This window comes from Kitasatospora sp. NPDC057223, assembly GCF_042669755.1.
Lineage (GTDB): Bacteria > Actinomycetota > Actinomycetes > Streptomycetales > Streptomycetaceae > Kitasatospora.
The window spans coordinates 37,397-51,848 of the sequence record NZ_JBHUWW010000056.1 but is presented as its reverse complement, the minus strand read 5'-3'; the positions used below and the strand labels follow the sequence as shown (position 1 = coordinate 51,848).

Here is a 14,452-nt window from a genome sequence, read left to right as displayed (position 1 = left end):
CGCCGACGAAGGTGCGGCGGGAGAGTTCGGGCATGGTGGTCGGGCCTTTCAGAGGGTGAAGGTCGCGACGGCGGCCGCGGAGTCGGACGGCCACTGGTTGCCGGTGGCCTGAGGGTCGGCCTGCGGCCAGCCGGTGGTCAGCGTGTGCGCCTCGACCAGGGTCAGCGGCCCGGCGAACTGCACCTGGTCGATCCGGTCCTGCGGCTCCGCCTTCGCGCCCCGCACCTTGCGGGTCGGCGACCAGGTGTTGCCCGGCAGGGCGGCCGGGTCGGGGTGCGCCACGCGGAAGGCGTCGGCCAGGCCGGCGGCCTGAAGTGCCACCGTGACGGGCCAGTTGAGCGGCCGGCCGGTGGCCGCCGTCCAGTCCAGGTGCGACGGCGAGGACAGGCCGGCGGCCAGCAGCACCGGGGTGCCGGTCGCGATGTCCGCCTGGACGGCCGCGAGGAGCGCCTTGGCCTGCTGGAGGCGGACGGAGGCGTTCTCGGTGGCCAGGACCTGGGTGGTGCTCTGCCCGTCCTGGACGGCGTAGGGGCCGTAGTTGGCCTCGTCCAGGTGGGCGGCCCAGAAGCGGAGGGTGCGTCCGCCGGGGAGCTGGAGGGTGGCGCCGGCGGCGGGCAGGGCGGTGGTGACGGGGGTGACGGCGGTGAGCGGGTAGCGGCTGAGGATGCCGACGCTGCCGGGGCTCTGGTAGGCGTACCAGCCGAGGGCGGTGGCGAGGGTCTGGGCGGCGGTGCCGGCGGTCTCCTGGAGGGCCAGTACGTCCAGGCCCTGGGTGAGGACGACCCGCAGCTGCTTCTCCAGCGCGTCGGTGACGTGGGTGCCCGCGTCCCACAGGTTCCAGCTCGCGGCCTTCAGGCGCAGCGGCCCGGCGGCGGCCCGGACGGGGAGCAGGACGGTGATGGTGTCGGTGGCGCCCGCGCTGTCCTTCACCCCGACGGTGACCACGGCCGGCTGCGCGAGGGCGGTGGCGGGAGCGGTGCCGCCGACCGTGCCGTCCGCCGCGACGGACAGCCAGGCGTCGCCGCCGGTCCTGCGGAAGGCCGCCGTGCCCGCAGGATTGCCCGCCGGGCGGGCCCAGAGCCCGCCGAGCTTGACGGAGACGGCCCCGCCCGGTGCTGCGGCGGTCGCCGTCAACGCGTCCACCACCGCGTGCGGGCGCTGCACCGACGGCTTGGGCCGGAAGCTGAAGGGCGCGCTCTGCGCCAGAATGCCGTACCCGTCCTTGGCGAGCAGGTAGGCGGTGTACGGGCCGCCCGTGAGCGCGGAGGTGTCCAACTGGACGTCCCCGGAGGCGCCGGGGGTGTACTTCCAGAGCAGCGAGGAGCCGGTGCCGGGCTGCCGGGTGCCGTCGTAGACGCCCACCCAGTTCTTGGTGTCGGGCGCGCCGGTGGTCCAGTGGAAGGTGAGCTTGTCGCCTTCGGTGGGACTGCTGGAGGAGCTGAGGGTGAGGGTGCTGCCTGTGGCCACGGGGATCCTTCAGGTCAAGTTGGTTGTACAACTGAACCTATTGACCCGAGGGGTCCTGTAGTACGCGTGAACGCCGCGTGACGGGCCGTCGGGCGCTGCGCCAACTCCTGCTCCGGGCATGGCAATTGTGCGTATGCGGCGGCAGCGCGCCGAAGCCCGGGCCGGGAACGGCGAGACCCCGCCACCCCGGGGAGCGGAGTGGCGGGGCCTCGCGGTGATGCGGTCAGACGGTGCCGAACTCGCCGGCGGCGGCGCTGCGGGTGAAAGCGGCCCACGCGGCGGCGGTGAACGCCAACTCCGGCCCCTGGCGGTCCTTGCTGTCCCGGACCGGTACCACGCCTTCGCCGGCGGCGAGGTTCAGGGCGACCTCGACGCACTCTCCGCCGTCGCCCTGGCTGTAGGTGCTGGTCTGCCACTGGCGGGGCTGCTTCTGCCAGGGAATCTCGATGGGTCCGGCCACTGGAGTCATGTTCACTAGCTCCCTCATGACGCTCTGGATCAGGCGGACCGAGTCCTGCGCGGACAGCGCCTCGGCCCGAAGCCGATCATAGGCCCGGGTGCGTTCCTCGATCGTGGTCGGGTCGTTGACCACATGTCCCCGGCTCATGCTTTCGGAGTAGGCCCATTGCGTCCCGTCGGGAAGGCTGAGGAGCGTCAGTCCGCCCTTGCCGGTTCGTTCTCCCAGCTGGAAGGGCGCAATCTGGATGATCACGTTCGGGTGCCGCTCGCCGACCGTGGCGAGATGGCGGAGCTGATCGTGCATGACGAACCTGCCACCCACATGCTGACGGATCACACCCTCGTCGAGAATGACCACCAGGACGGGCCCGTCGGGTTCGAGAAACCGGCGCTGTCGGCCGATGCGGGCGGTCACACCGTTCGAGATCGTCGCCTCGTCCGCACCGGGCTGGGCGTGCTTGAAGAGTGCCCGTGCGTAGGCGGGGGTCTGCAGGAGGCCCGTGATGCGCTCGACCTGGAACTGTCGGATCAGCGTGGCCTGGGCCTCCAGGTTCGCGAAGAACTTGAACCAGTCCGGGTGCTCGACCGGTGCGTTCCAGGCGACGTCGTCCCAGGCCCGCGTCAGCTGGCCGCCGGTCCTGAGGACCTGGTCGCACCGCTCGGCGAAGTCGCGGAGGGGTGTGCGTTCGAGGCTCTCGATCTTGGTTACTTGTGACGGCGAGAGGTTGACCTCGCGAGCGAGACTCGCACAGGTGTCGTACCCGGCTCTCGTCCGCAGCTCCCGCAGCATCCACACGAAGGCCTCGGGCACCAGGGTGCCTCGCCGCTCGGTCACTCGCCTGCCTGCCACGGGCGCAACTCCATTCAGGACAGAACGCCTTGTCCGCTCGCCGGGTCTCGTCAACGTACTACGCACTGTCGATGCTTGTTGGCGGAAAGCGACGATGTCGCCCGGACGACGAGATCCGCACGGAGTCACGATCATGACCAGTAGTCAGCAGGACGACACGATCAAGCCGGTGACCGAGCAGCGGGCCTTCCCGCCGTGCCGGTGTGCCAGTCCCCGGTGCAACGGGCGGCCCGAGGCGCTGCTGACGATCGCGTACCCGAAGCCGCCGCCGCCGGTCGGTGGTGCGTACCCGCCGGCGGCGCCGTACCGGCCCACTGCCCGGGGGGAGCTCGTCCTCGATGCGCGGTGCGGGCGGGTCGGCACCTACATGGACACGCTCGGCGGGGTGGTCTATCTGCGGCCGGTGTCCGGTGGGCCCGAGTGGGAGGCGGATCCCCGGTGGATCGTGCGGGGGTGACCACAGGCGGCACGGGCCCCGGGTGGGTCGAGGGGCGGTGCTTCGGGTGCCTGACGCTCCAGGACGTGACGCCCGTCGGCACGCTCACGGCCGGGGGCGTGCCCGTCCCGCTCCGGGTCTGCGGCTGGTGCCTGGACCATCTGGAGGCCTGGCACCACGCCGAGTCGGCGAGGTCGGCGACCGGCCGGCTGCTGGATCGGGCCCGGGCGATCGCCGACGTGCTGGCCCTCGCCGGGGGCACCGCCGTTCGCCTGCACCGCACGCCGTCCGGTTACCGGCTGACGGCGGAGAGCCCCCGGGACCCGCAGCGGCAGCTGGCCCTGCTGCCCGGGCTGCGGCTCGCGGACCGGTTCGGGCACTCCAGCCGGGAGCGGATCGTCTGGGCCGACGTGGACGAGCAGGGCCTCAGTGCCCGCCCCGCAGGTTGAGTGCCACGACCCCGGCGATGATCAGGGCGAGGCCCAGCCACTGGGCCCGGCCCAGGGTTTCGCCGAAGGCGAGGACGCCGATGCCGGCCACCGCCGCCGTGCCGGCGCCGGACCAGACGGCGTAGGCGACGGAGACCGGGATGTGCTTCAGGGCCCGGCCGAGCAGGACGAAGGACAGCACGTAGCCCAGCCCCACCCCGAGGCTCGGCCAGAGCCGGGTGAAGCCCTCGGTGAGCTTGAGGCAGCTGGTCGCGCAGACCTCGCTGACGATGGCGAGGGCGAGCAGGAGGTAGGGCACGGCCCGTCAGACCGCCCGGCTCGCGGTGAGCCTGCCCAGCAGCGCGAGATCGGCCTGCTCCAGGCTGTCGAGCAGGGTGATGCCGGGGGCGGCGGCGATCGGCACGGTGGACGGGACGGCCAGCACCGCGCACCCGGCCGCGTGGGCGGAGGCGACGCCGGTCGGGGTGTCCTCGACGGCGACGCAGGCCGCCGGGTCCAGGCCGAGCAGGGCGGCGGCCGCGAGGTAGGGGTCGGGGGCGGGCTTGGTGTGCTCGGTGTCCTCGGCGGCGAGGGTGACGGTGAACCAGTCGCTGCCCAGGCCGGCGAGCACCAGGTCGACGACCCGGCGGGGCGAGGCCGACACCAGGGCGGTGGGCACCCGGGCGGCCCGCAGCGCGGTGAGCAGGGCGAGCGCGCCGGGGCGGGGGACGATCTCGTCGGCGACCTTGCCGGCGAAGGTGTCCCCGAGGTGCGCGGCCAGGTCGGCCTCCGTGCGGGCCGTGCCGCTGCTGCGGTGCAGGTGGGCGGCGGTGTGCTCGACGGCGCGGCCGAGCACGTCGGGGACGTCCCGCTCGGTGAGCGCGAGGTCGAGTTCGGTGGCGAGTTCGGCGGCGGCCTGCCACCAGAGGTGCTCGGTGTCGACCAGGGTGCCGTCCATGTCGAACAGGACGGCGGCGGGCGGGGCCCAGGGGCGGGCGGCGTCAGGCATGGCGGTACCTATCGGGTGCATCGGGTGGATCAGGTGCATCGGGTGTGTCGAGGCTGCGGGTGGTTCAGGCCGGACGGCGGTCCACCAGCACCGGGCGGTCGGGCAGTGTGATGTCGGCGGTGCTGCCGATCGGCAGGGTGGCGGCGGCCTCGGTCGGCAGGTCGGTCTTGACCTCGGTGCCGTCGGCGAGGCGCACGGTGAGCCGGGTGACGGCGCCCAGGAAGGACGCGGCCACGACCAGTGCGGGGCCGTCCTCGGCGGGGGTCAGGCCGACGTTCTCCGGCCTTACCAGCACGTGGAGTTCACCGTCGGCGGGGATGGCCCCGTCCACCTGGCGGCGGCGGCCGAGCACCTCGACGCCGTCGCCCGAGCGCACGCACGGGATCCGGCTCATGGTGCCGACGAACTCGGCGACGAACGCGGTGGCCGGGCGCGCGTACAGCTCGGACGGCGTCGCGCACTGCTCCAGCCGGCCCGCCCGCAGGACGGCGACGCGGTCGGCCATCGACAGCGCCTCCTCCTGGTCGTGGGTGACGAACAGGGTGGTGATGCCCAGCTCCTGCTGGAGGCGGCGGATCTCCTCGCGCAGGCTGAGCCGGACCTTCGCGTCCAGCGCGGAGAGCGGCTCGTCCAGCAGCAGGACGCGCGGCTTGAGGGCCAGCGCGCGGGCCAGCGCGATCCGCTGCTGCTGGCCGCCGGAGAGCTGGTGCGGGTAGCGGTCGGCGTGCTGCGGCAGGCCGACCAGCTCCAGCAGCTCCATCGCGCGGGTGCGGCGTTCGGCCTTGCCCGCGCCGCGCATCCGGAGCCCGAAGGCGACGTTGTCGGCGGCCGTCAGGTGCGGGAAGAGGCTGTACGACTGGAACACCATGCCGGCGTCGCGCCGGTGCGCGGGGATCCGGGTGATGTCCTCGCCGTCGACCAGCACCTCGCCGCCGTCGTGCTGCTCGAACCCGGCGAGGATGCGCAGCGCGGTCGTCTTGCCGCAGCCGGACGGGCCGAGCAGGGCGAGCAGCTCACCCGGGTGGACGGTGAGGTCCAGGCCGTCCAGGGCGGTGGTGGCGCCGAACGAGCGGCGCAGCGAACGGAATTCGACGGTCGCGCTGCCGGGCGCGAGAGGTGCGCCGGCGGCGGGGGCGGTAACCGTGGTCATGAGGGGTTTCTCGCTAACGGGGTCGGTGACGCGCGGGCGGGCGGGTCAGGGACGGGCGGGCGTGCGGTGGCGGCGCTCACGGCCGGCGGCGGCCAGCAGGAGCAGCAGCACCCAGGTGATCAGCAGGCTGAGCACCGACACCGCGACGGACATCTGGGCCTGGCTGTTGCCGACCGAGTAGATCCACACCGCGAAGGGCTGGTAGCCGAGGATCGAGGCGGCGGTGAACTCACCGAGGACCAGCGCGAGGGTCAGGAAGGAGGCGTTCAGCAGCGCCCCGCGCAGGTTCGGCAGGACGACGGCGAACACCGCGCGCGGCCAGCTCGCCCCGCAGTTGCGGGCGGCCTCCACCAGGGTGCGGACGTCCACCGCGCGCAGTCCGGCGTCCAGCGCGCGGTAGGCCAGCGGCAGCGCCATCAGCACGTACGCGATGACCAGCACGATCGGGAACTTCGGGTCCTGGACGAACACGAAGGTCTGGAAGAACGGCGTGTCCATCAGGTAGTCCGGGCCCCAGCGCAGCACGCCGATCAGGCCGGCCGTGAGCGCCACCGGCGGGACGACCAGCGGCAGCGTGCAGACCACCTCCAGCACGGTGCGCAGGCGCGGCGAGCCGAGCCGCACCGCGACGAGTGCCGGCACCAGCAGGAGCAGCACCACCAGGACCGTCACCAGGGCGAGTTCCAGCGTCAGCCGGAGGCTGTCGGTGAAGCCCGGGGCGCTCAGCAGACCGGTGTAGGCCTCGAAGGTGAAGCCCTTCGGGTCGTCGATGCTGAAGTACACCGAGGCGGCCATCGGCAGCACGAAGTAGAGGCCGGCCAGCAGCAGGACGACGCCGCGCCAGACGCGCACCTTGGAGATCAGCTGAGCCATCGGGCACTCCGGCGCTGGAGGGGCAGGTAGACGGCCATCACGAGGGCCGCCACCAGGATCATGTCGAGGCTGAGCGCGAGCGCCAGGTTGCCCTGGCCGACCAGCACGTTGCCGGACAGCGCGTCGGCGATCGAGCGGCTGATCAGCGGCACCGTCGCGCCGACCATGGCGGCGGCGGTGGCGTACGCGGCGAAGGCGCTGCCGAACAGCAGCACGAACCCGCCGAGCAGCGACGGGAAGAGGATCGGCAGGGCGACGTGGCGCCAGTACTGCAGCGTGGTGGCCCGGTTGTTGTGGGCCGCCTCGCGCCACTGCACCCGCAGGCCGTCCAGCGCGGGCGTGATGCTGAGCACCATCAGCGGGACGAGGAAGTACAGGTAGACGACCGTCAGGCCGGTGAACGAGTACAGGCTCCAGCCGTGGTCGGTCAGGTGCAGCAGCTCGGTCAGCTCGCCGGCGTTGCCGAGGGTGGCGACGAAGGCGAACGCGAGCGGCAGGCCGCCGAAGTTGGCCAGCACGCCGGAGGCGGAGAGCACGGCCTCGCGGACGGCCCGGTAGCGGGAGGTCACGACGGCCTGCGCGATCGGCAGCCCGATCACCGTGCCGAGCAGGGCGGTGAGCGCGGACAGCTTGACGCTGCTGAGCAGGGCCGTCCAGTACGCCCCCTGCACCGAGTCGGTGAGGTTCGCGGTGGTGAACTGTCCGGCGCCGGTCTCGGCGTCGGTGGAGGCGGTGAACGCGCCGATGGCGATGGCGACGGCGGGCAGGCCGAAGCTGATCGCGAAGAACGCGAGCAGCGGCACGGTCGCCAGCCAGGAGCCGGCGCGCGGGCGCAGGCGGTGCCGGGCGGGGGCGCCGGGGCCGCGGGCGTCGCGCTGCGCCGGAACGGTGGGGGAGGACGGTGCGGCGGCGGAGACCCCCGCGCCGCCACTGGTGTCAGTGGCGGCGGGGGTCGGCACCGGGGTGGGAGCCGTGGTCATGGTGTGATCAGCCCGCGATCGCCTTGGCCCAGTTCTCGGTCACGGTCTTCTTGGCCGCGGCGATCTGGTCCTGGGTGGGGAAGGTGGTGAAGGGCTTCTCGACGGTGGGCAGCTTGGCAGCGGCGGCGGCGTCGAGGGTGCCGTCCTTCTTCAGCGCGTCGAAGAGGGCGGGGGTGGCGTAGCCGCCGAGGAAGAGGTTCTGGCCCTCGGCGCTGAAGAGGTACTCCTGCCACAGGCGGGCGGCCGCCGGGTGCGGGGCCCACTTGTTGATCGCCTGGTTGTAGTACTGGGCGTAGCTGCCGTCGCTCGGGACGGCGACCTGCCAGTCGACGCCCTTGGCCTTGAACTCGTCGGTGTAGCCGGCGTTGAGGTACGACCAGTCGATGCTGATCGGCGTCTCGCCCTTCTCGACGGTCGCCGGGGTGGACTCGACCGGGTTGAAGTTGCCGGACTGCTTCAGCTTGCCGAAGAAGTCGATGCCGGGCTGGATGTTGTCCAGCGAGCCGCCGTTGGCGAGTGCGGCCGCGTAGACGCCGCCGAACGCCGAGCCGGACTTGGTCGGGTTGCCGTTCATCGCGACCTGGCCCTTGTACTCGGGCTTGAGCAGGTCGGCGAAGGTCTTCGGGCAGTTGGCGATCTTCTTCGCGTCGCAGCCGATCGAGACGTAGCCGCCGTAGTCGTTGACGGCCAGGCCGGTCGCCTCCTTCATGGTGTCCGCGACCTTGTCGAAGTTCGCGACCTTGTAGGGGGCGAGCAGGCCGTCCTTGGCGGCGGACTGCGCGAAGGCGCTGCCGAGGTCCACCACGTCGGGGGCGCGGTCCTGGCCCTTGCGGGAGGTGATCGCGTTGATCTCGTCCTGGCTGGAGCCGTCCGGGTTCTCGTCCTCGATCTCGATGCCGTACTTGGCGGTGAACGAGTCCATGATCTTGCCGTAGTTCGCCCAGTCCCGGGGCAGCGTGATGACGTGCAGCTTGCCCTCCTTCTTGGCGGCGGCGACCAGGGCGTCCAGTCCGCCGAGGTCGGCGGCGGAGGTGGCGTCCTTGGCCTCCTTCGCACCGGCCTTCGCGGCGTCGCCGGACTTGGCGGAGGTCGAGCCCGCGGAGCCGCAGGCGGACAGGGAGAGCGCGGCGGCGGTCAGTACGGCCGCGAAGGCGGCGGCACGGGCACGGTGCACGGTCACGGGTCAGTCTCCTGATCAGGGGGGCGTACTACTACGGGGAGGGGGGTGTTCGAGGGTGCTCGTTCATAAGTCGGGGACGACGAGTTGACTAGCCAACTTCGCCGTCGTGGGTAAGTACGCCGGAGCGCGGTGACGAGAAGGTGAACGGATGCCCGAGAACTGGGGGCGGCTGCGGGAACGGTCGAATCGGGCCGTCCACCACCGATCGGGACGGTGCAACGCTTCGCGGGCGCAGCGGATATCGTCACCCTGTCCGCGCCGGTACGGCTGCACAGGACACCGGCCCAGGAGGGACCTTGACTGACGTGGCACACGAGCCGGACCAGCACGCACCCGGTGCCGACGAGCCCGCACCCCGGCCCGCTCCCGCCGGGGCCGAGCGCGGCGCGGCCCTCTACCGCAAGGTCGCCGCCGACCTGCGCGAGGCCATCACCACCGGCGCGTTCGGCGAGGCCGGGCGGCTGCCCGCCGAGGGCGCCCTCGCCGAGCAGTACGGCGTCTCCCGGGGCACCGTCCGCCAGGCCCTCTCCGTGCTGCGCTCCGACGGCCTGGTCACCTCCCGCCGCGGCACCCGCCGGGTCGTCCTCGGCAACGCCCGCGTGCAGAGCTTCTCGGAGCTGCTCAGCTTCACCCACTGGGCCCGCTCGATGGGCGAGGAGCCGGGCGGCATCCTGGACTCCCTCACCCACCGACCGGCCGACGCCGCCGAACGCGAGCAACTGCGCCTGGAGGCGGGCGCCGAGGTGTACGTCACCGTCCGGCTGCGCACCCTCTCCGGCGTGCCCGTGATGGTCGAGCGGACGGTCTACCCGCCGCTGGTCGGCGAGTTGGTGGCGCAGCTGCCCGCCGACGTGGTCTCGCACACCGAGCAGCTGCGCGAGCACGGCATCCTCTTCACGGACGCCGACCACACCATCGACGTGGTCGCCGCGAACGCCGAGGACGCCCGCCTGCTGGGCTGCCGCCGGGGCAGCCCGCTGCTGCGCGAGCGCCGCCGCACCACCGACCCGACCGGCACCCCGGTGGAGTGGTCCCAGGACCGCTACCTGCCGGGGACGGTGGCCTTCAGCGTGCACAACTCGCTGGCCACCTCGGCCCTTTCGCGGCACGCGCGGGAGAGCGACTGACGCCCCGCTGCGCGCGGCGCCGGCCGGCCGGTCAGCCCATCAGGGCGGCCAGCAGCGGCCGGAAGTGCCCGAAGCCGGGGGTGGCCGCGTCCGCGTCCTTGGCCTCCTCGTCCCAGCGGCGGACGGCCACCGCGTCGGCCGCGCCCGGGAGGGCGGCGAAGGCGGCGGCCTGCTCGTCCGTCATCGGGCCGCCCTGCACCTGAAGGGTGAACTCCGAGGCCTCCGACAGCCGGGCCCGGTAGCCCGCCTCGACCGTGCACAGGTAGCGCTTGGCCGCGACGTGCAGCCGGACGGGCCCGGTGACCTCCGGGCCGAACCACTGGGCGAGCCAGTCCGCGCCGGCGTCGCTGTGCCGGTTGTCCCGGCCCTCCATCAGGTCGAGCCCGGTGCCCCCGAAGTGGCCCACGTCGTGCAGCAGCGCGGCCGCGACCAGGTGCGGCGGCGCCCCGGCGGCCTCGGCCAGCGCCCCGGCCTGGAGCATGTGCCCGGCCATCGTGACGGCCTCGCCCAGGTACTCCGCCGCGCCCTCGCCCTCGAAGTACTCGGCGATGGTGTCCAGCGCGGCGATCCGGCGGTTCAGTACGGCGAAGGCGGAGGCGAGCGAGTCCAGGTCGGCGTAGCAGCCCTGGAGGTGGCGGCTGCCGTTCTGCTCGAAGGCCGTGCGGGCGTGCAGCAGCCGGACGTTGTCGAAGATCAGGCAGTCGCCGGGCCCGAGCCGGAACTCCAGTTGCAGCTCCGGGCGCAGGGTGATCGCCGCGAAGCGCCGGTACGCGGCGTAGAAGGCGTCGAGTTCGGCGGCGGGCAGCCGCAGGGTGCCGATCGAGCGGTTGTTGAAGCGCACCTCGCGGATCCGGCCGAGGGCGTCGAGGCCGATCAGCGGCCGGTCGGCGCGCAGCTCGGTGCCCCGGTCGCGGAAGACGAACGGCACGAGCGTGCGGGTGAGCACCGCGAAGTCCTCCGGCGCCTCCTCGCGCAGCGCCGCCGCCGCCCGGAACCCGTCGACCAGCCCGGAGTCGCCGCCGACGGCCGAGTTGTCCAGGCAGTGCAGCAGTTGGAGCGTCGGCACCGGGTCGCGGTACGGGTTGTCCGAGTGCGGGGCGATGGCCGCGCTGGTGAACGCCAGGTTGTTCGGATCGGCCTCGACCCGGACGTCGAACAGCTCGCCGTAGTTGGTCTCGCGGACGTACCCGAAGGTCCGCGCCACCGCCAGCACCTGCCCCTCGACGGGCGGTACGCCGCGCAGCACGGCGAAGCCGGAGCGCAGCACCGCGCCGAGCACGGCGGCCTGCTCGACCGGGTCGCCGAGGTAGGCGTCCCAGTCGGCCTCGGGGATCCCGGCGGCGAAGTCGGCGGCCTGCCACAGCCGCTTGCCGGCCTCGCTGCGGCCGTCGCCGCTCGGCTCCTGCGCCAGCCAGTCGAGCGGGTAGCGGGAGCGGTGGCCGTCCGACCAGAGCACCGCGAGGTGGCCGTCGGCCTCCGTCCGCTCGTCGATCGTGAGATCCTCGGGCAGGTCGGTGATCTGGAACAGCTTCTGCCCGTTGCGTGGGTCGCGGCACTCGCCGCAGGGGCAGTTGTCGCGCAGCCAGTACGGCGGGAGCGGCATGTGGCTCTCCTGGTCCGGGGCTTCCCGGTACGTGTCGGCACTTCTCCGGTCGGCAAAGATGTATAGCCAACTTTGCCGTTTCGAAGACTGTCCCGGGTGCGGGTGAGGCCCGGATGCCGCCCAGGTGAACGGCGCGGGAACAGTGGGCCCGCCTGCCGCCTCAGGCGGCCCCTTCGGTGCGGACGGTGTGGCTGTGCGAGGCCGCCGCCGCCCCGTACGCCCCGGGCTCGACCCGGCGGCGGCGGGCCCTGGCCGCCAGCGCGGAGAGCAGTACGCCCACCGCGCACGCCACCGTGAGGAGCAGGCAGGCCCGGGACAGGCCCGCCGCCAACGCGTCCGCCGTCGCGGCGCCGTCCGCGAGATGCGAGGAGCCGACGGACGTGTTCACCGTGGCCACGGCCGCGGTGAACGCGGCGGCGCCGATGTACCGGGCCATGTTCGAGATGCCGGACGCCGCACCGACGTCCTCGGCGGCCACCGACGAGGTGGACGCCGAACTCGCCGGACCGTTCACGAGCCCCAGACCGGCGGCCAGCAGCACCAGCGGCAGCGCGAACGCCCCGTACCGCCAGTCGCCCTGGACCAGCACCAGCAGCGCGCAACCGGCCGTCGCCGCCGCGAAACCGGCCCCGATCACCGGCCCGACGCCCATCCGCTTGACGGCCCGGGGCACCAGCGGGGTGACGGCGATCAGGCCCACCGTCGCGGGCAGCGTCGCCAGGCCCGCCTGGAAGGGGCTCAGGGCGAGCGTGGCGGGGTTCTGGAAGTACAGGCTGACCAGGTACATCAGACCGTTGATCACCCCCGCGCTCAGCAGGATCGCCACCGTGGCGCCGATCAGCACCCGGTCGCGCAGCAGCCGCAGGTCGACCAGTGGTTCGGCGACCCGCCGCTCCACCGCGACGAAGGCCACGGCCGCCAGCACCGCCACGGCGAGGCAGCCGAGCACCCCCGCCGACGTCCAGCCCCAGTCCGAGCCCTCGCTCAGCGCGAGCAGCGCCGGGGCCAGCACCGCGGCGATCAGTGCGGTGCCCGCGTAGTCGATCGACCGGCTGCGGCCGGCGTCGCGGGACTCGGCGATCCCGCGCAGCGTGACCGGCACGCAGGCGATCGCGATCGCCGCGTCGATCCAGAACAGGCCCTGCCACCCGACGCCGTCCACCAGCACACCGCCGACCAGCGGCCCGACCGCCGCGCCCACCGCCGACGCGGCGCCCCACAGGGTCACGGCCCGTACCCGCCCCTGCCCCGACGTCCCCACCGAGAGCAGACTCATTCCGCAGGCCAGGATCGTGGCTCCCGACGCCCCCTGGACCGCCCGGCCCGCGATGACCCCCGCGCCGCTGCCGGCGAGCGCGATCAGGGCGCAGGAGGCGATGAACAGGGCCAGCCCGCCGAGGAAGACCAGCCGCCGCCCGAAGACGTCGCCGAGGGCGCCCGCGGTGACGATCACAGCCGCGCCGACCAGCGAGTAGCCGGTGATGGCCCACTGCAGCGTGTCCAGTGACGTGCCGGTGTCCTCGCTGATCGCCGGCAGCAGGATGCTCACCGCCGAGGTGTTGGCGTTGACGACCAGGGTCGACACGCAGGTGGCGGCCAACAGGGCGGCGCCCGCCGGGCGGCCGGCCGACTCATCGGGTACGGTTTGATCCGTTTTGTCTGACACCTCTGTAGATTCGCACGAGCTCGGGCGGTTCGCAGCCCGGCGCTCCCGGCCCGCGTCCGGCCCGCGTCCCCCGGGCGGCCTCCGGGCCGCCGGCCGACCGTCCGTCAGTTCGCCGGGGCCGTGGCGGCCCGCCAGGCGCCGGCCGCCGCGGCCCGTGCGCCGTCCGCCGTGGCCGCCGTCGCGCCGAGCGCCGTGCCCAGCGCACTCAGGCAGTCCTGGACGACCTCCAGTGACGCGGCCCGGCCGTAGTGGTTGACCCGGAGCATGGTGGCGGCGAGGGCGCCGCCGCCGGCCTGCACGGGCAGCGCCGGGTCGAGGGTCGCGGCCAGTGCGGCGGCGTCGATGCCGGGCGGGGTGCGCAGGGTGGTGGCGACGGGGGCCGCGTGCTCGTCCCGCCCGACGTAGGGGGTGAGGGTGCCGAGCGCACGGGTGCCCGCGCGGGTGGCGGCGGCCGCGGCGCGGTGGCGGGCGATGACGGTGTCGAGGCCGTCGGCGGTGATCCGGTCCAGGCAGGCGTCGAGCGCCAGCATCTCCAACTGGGCCGGTGCGTGCGGGAGTACGGCGCGTCCGGCGTCCGTCCAGCGGTCCTTCCAGTCCAGCAGGGAGAGGTAGGAGCGGCGGGGCGCGGCCGGGTTGGCGGCGATCCGCTGCCAGGCCCGGTCGCTGACCGAGACGGCGGAGACGCCGGCCGGGCCGCCCATCGCCTTCTGGCCGCCGATGACGCACAGGTCGACGCCCCAGGCGTCGGTGAGCAGCGGTTCGGCGGCCACCGAGGCGACGGCGTCGAGCATCAGCAGGGCGCCGTGGGCGTGCACGGCGGCGGCGATCCCGGCGACCGGGTTGGTGTTCCCGGTGGCGGCCTCGGCGTGCACCAGGGAGACGAAGTCGATCTCGGGGCGGGCCCGCAGCGCGTCCGCGACCTGCTCGGCGGAGACGGCGGAGTCGAACGGTACGCCGAGGTCGACGACCTCGGCGCCGCAGTCCCGCAGCCAGTTGCCGAAGGTCTGCCCGTACGGGCCGGTGACGATGTTCAGCGCGGTGCTGCCGGGATGCGCCGCGCTGCGGATGGCGGCCTCCAGCGGCAGCAGCGCCTCGCCCTGCGTGATGATCACGTCGGCATCGGTGTGCAGCAGCGCGGCCACCTTGTCCTCGATCGCGGCGAAGTGCGCGGCGGTGAGCGGGGGGAGGTCGAGGAAGGGGCTCACGGGCCGGCCTTTCGCTGTG

General features: G+C 73.5%; 14 protein-coding genes. 3 read left to right on the top strand and 11 right to left on the bottom strand.

From position 1 onward, the window contains the following. Nucleotides 1–48: 48 nt before the first annotated feature. Nucleotides 49–1,467, bottom strand: coding sequence for an endonuclease/exonuclease/phosphatase family protein (locus ACFUK0_RS20715; RefSeq protein WP_380252240.1), 1,419 nt, complete (start codon nt 1,465–1,467; stop codon nt 49–51). A gap of 223 nt (nt 1,468–1,690) precedes the next feature. Then, nucleotides 1,691–2,737 carry a Scr1 family TA system antitoxin-like transcriptional regulator gene (locus ACFUK0_RS20710; protein ID WP_380252238.1) on the bottom strand — a complete coding sequence of 349 codons (1,047 nt, stop codon included), beginning with the start codon at nt 2,735–2,737 and terminating at the stop codon, nt 1,691–1,693. Nucleotides 2,738–2,909: 172 nt separating this feature from the next. On the opposite strand from ACFUK0_RS20710, the gene ACFUK0_RS20705 reads away from it, so the two are divergent. Next, complete coding sequence (locus ACFUK0_RS20705) at nt 2,910–3,233, top strand: hypothetical protein (protein WP_380252236.1); 324 nt, start codon at nt 2,910–2,912, stop codon at nt 3,231–3,233. 65 nt (nt 3,234–3,298) lie between these two features. Further along, nucleotides 3,299–3,661 carry a hypothetical protein gene (locus tag ACFUK0_RS20700; protein ID WP_380252234.1) on the top strand — a complete coding sequence of 121 codons (363 nt, stop codon included), beginning with the start codon at nt 3,299–3,301 and terminating at the stop codon, nt 3,659–3,661. On the opposite strand, the gene ACFUK0_RS20695 is transcribed toward ACFUK0_RS20700, so the two are convergent. From ACFUK0_RS20695 to ACFUK0_RS20670, 6 genes are all read right to left on the bottom strand, one after another. Then, complete coding sequence (locus tag ACFUK0_RS20695; RefSeq protein ID WP_380252232.1) at nt 3,639–3,959, bottom strand: DMT family transporter; 321 nt, start codon at nt 3,957–3,959, stop codon at nt 3,639–3,641. The two genes, ACFUK0_RS20700 and ACFUK0_RS20695, sit on opposite strands and share 23 nt — an antisense overlap. Nucleotides 3,960–3,965: 6 nt before the next feature. Further along, entirely contained in the window at nt 3,966–4,649 is a 684-nt protein-coding gene (locus tag ACFUK0_RS20690; protein WP_380252230.1) for an HAD family hydrolase, read from the bottom strand. A 64-nt stretch (nt 4,650–4,713) separates the two neighbouring features. After that, entirely contained in the window at nt 4,714–5,799 is a 1,086-nt protein-coding gene (locus tag ACFUK0_RS20685; RefSeq protein WP_380252228.1) for an ABC transporter ATP-binding protein, read from the bottom strand. A gap of 45 nt (nt 5,800–5,844) precedes the next feature. Further along, the gene (locus tag ACFUK0_RS20680; RefSeq protein ID WP_380252226.1) at nt 5,845–6,672 is read right to left on the bottom strand and encodes an ABC transporter permease; all 828 of its coding nucleotides are present in this window, start codon (nt 6,670–6,672) and stop codon (nt 5,845–5,847) included. Beyond that, nucleotides 6,660–7,652, bottom strand: a complete 993-nt coding sequence (locus ACFUK0_RS20675; RefSeq protein WP_380252224.1) for an ABC transporter permease — start codon at nt 7,650–7,652, stop codon at nt 6,660–6,662. Before ACFUK0_RS20675 ends, ACFUK0_RS20680 begins: the two co-directional genes overlap by 13 nt. Before the next feature lie 7 nt (nt 7,653–7,659). Continuing rightward, a complete protein-coding gene (locus ACFUK0_RS20670; protein WP_380252222.1) occupies nt 7,660–8,832 on the bottom strand; it encodes an ABC transporter substrate-binding protein in 1,173 nt (390 codons plus the stop codon). A gap of 305 nt (nt 8,833–9,137) precedes the next feature. On the opposite strand from ACFUK0_RS20670, the gene ACFUK0_RS20665 reads away from it, so the two are divergent. Then, the gene (locus tag ACFUK0_RS20665; RefSeq protein ID WP_380252242.1) at nt 9,138–9,959 is read left to right on the top strand and encodes a GntR family transcriptional regulator; all 822 of its coding nucleotides are present in this window, start codon (nt 9,138–9,140) and stop codon (nt 9,957–9,959) included. 31 nt (nt 9,960–9,990) lie between these two features. Here the strand turns inward: ACFUK0_RS20665 and ACFUK0_RS20660 are convergent, their stop codons facing one another. From ACFUK0_RS20660 to ACFUK0_RS20650, 3 genes are all read right to left on the bottom strand, one after another. Then, a complete protein-coding gene (locus tag ACFUK0_RS20660; protein ID WP_380252220.1) occupies nt 9,991–11,562 on the bottom strand; it encodes a TauD/TfdA family dioxygenase in 1,572 nt (523 codons plus the stop codon). A gap of 160 nt (nt 11,563–11,722) precedes the next feature. Next, on the bottom strand, nt 11,723–13,228 hold the full coding sequence (locus tag ACFUK0_RS20655; protein WP_380252218.1) for an MFS transporter: 1,506 nt from the start codon (nt 13,226–13,228) through the stop codon (nt 11,723–11,725). A 104-nt stretch (nt 13,229–13,332) separates the two neighbouring features. After that, nucleotides 13,333–14,433: a pyridoxal-phosphate-dependent aminotransferase family protein gene (locus ACFUK0_RS20650; protein ID WP_380252216.1), complete on the bottom strand. Its 1,101-nt coding sequence runs from the start codon at nt 14,431–14,433 to the stop codon at nt 13,333–13,335. Between the last annotated feature and the right edge of the window lie 19 nt (nt 14,434–14,452).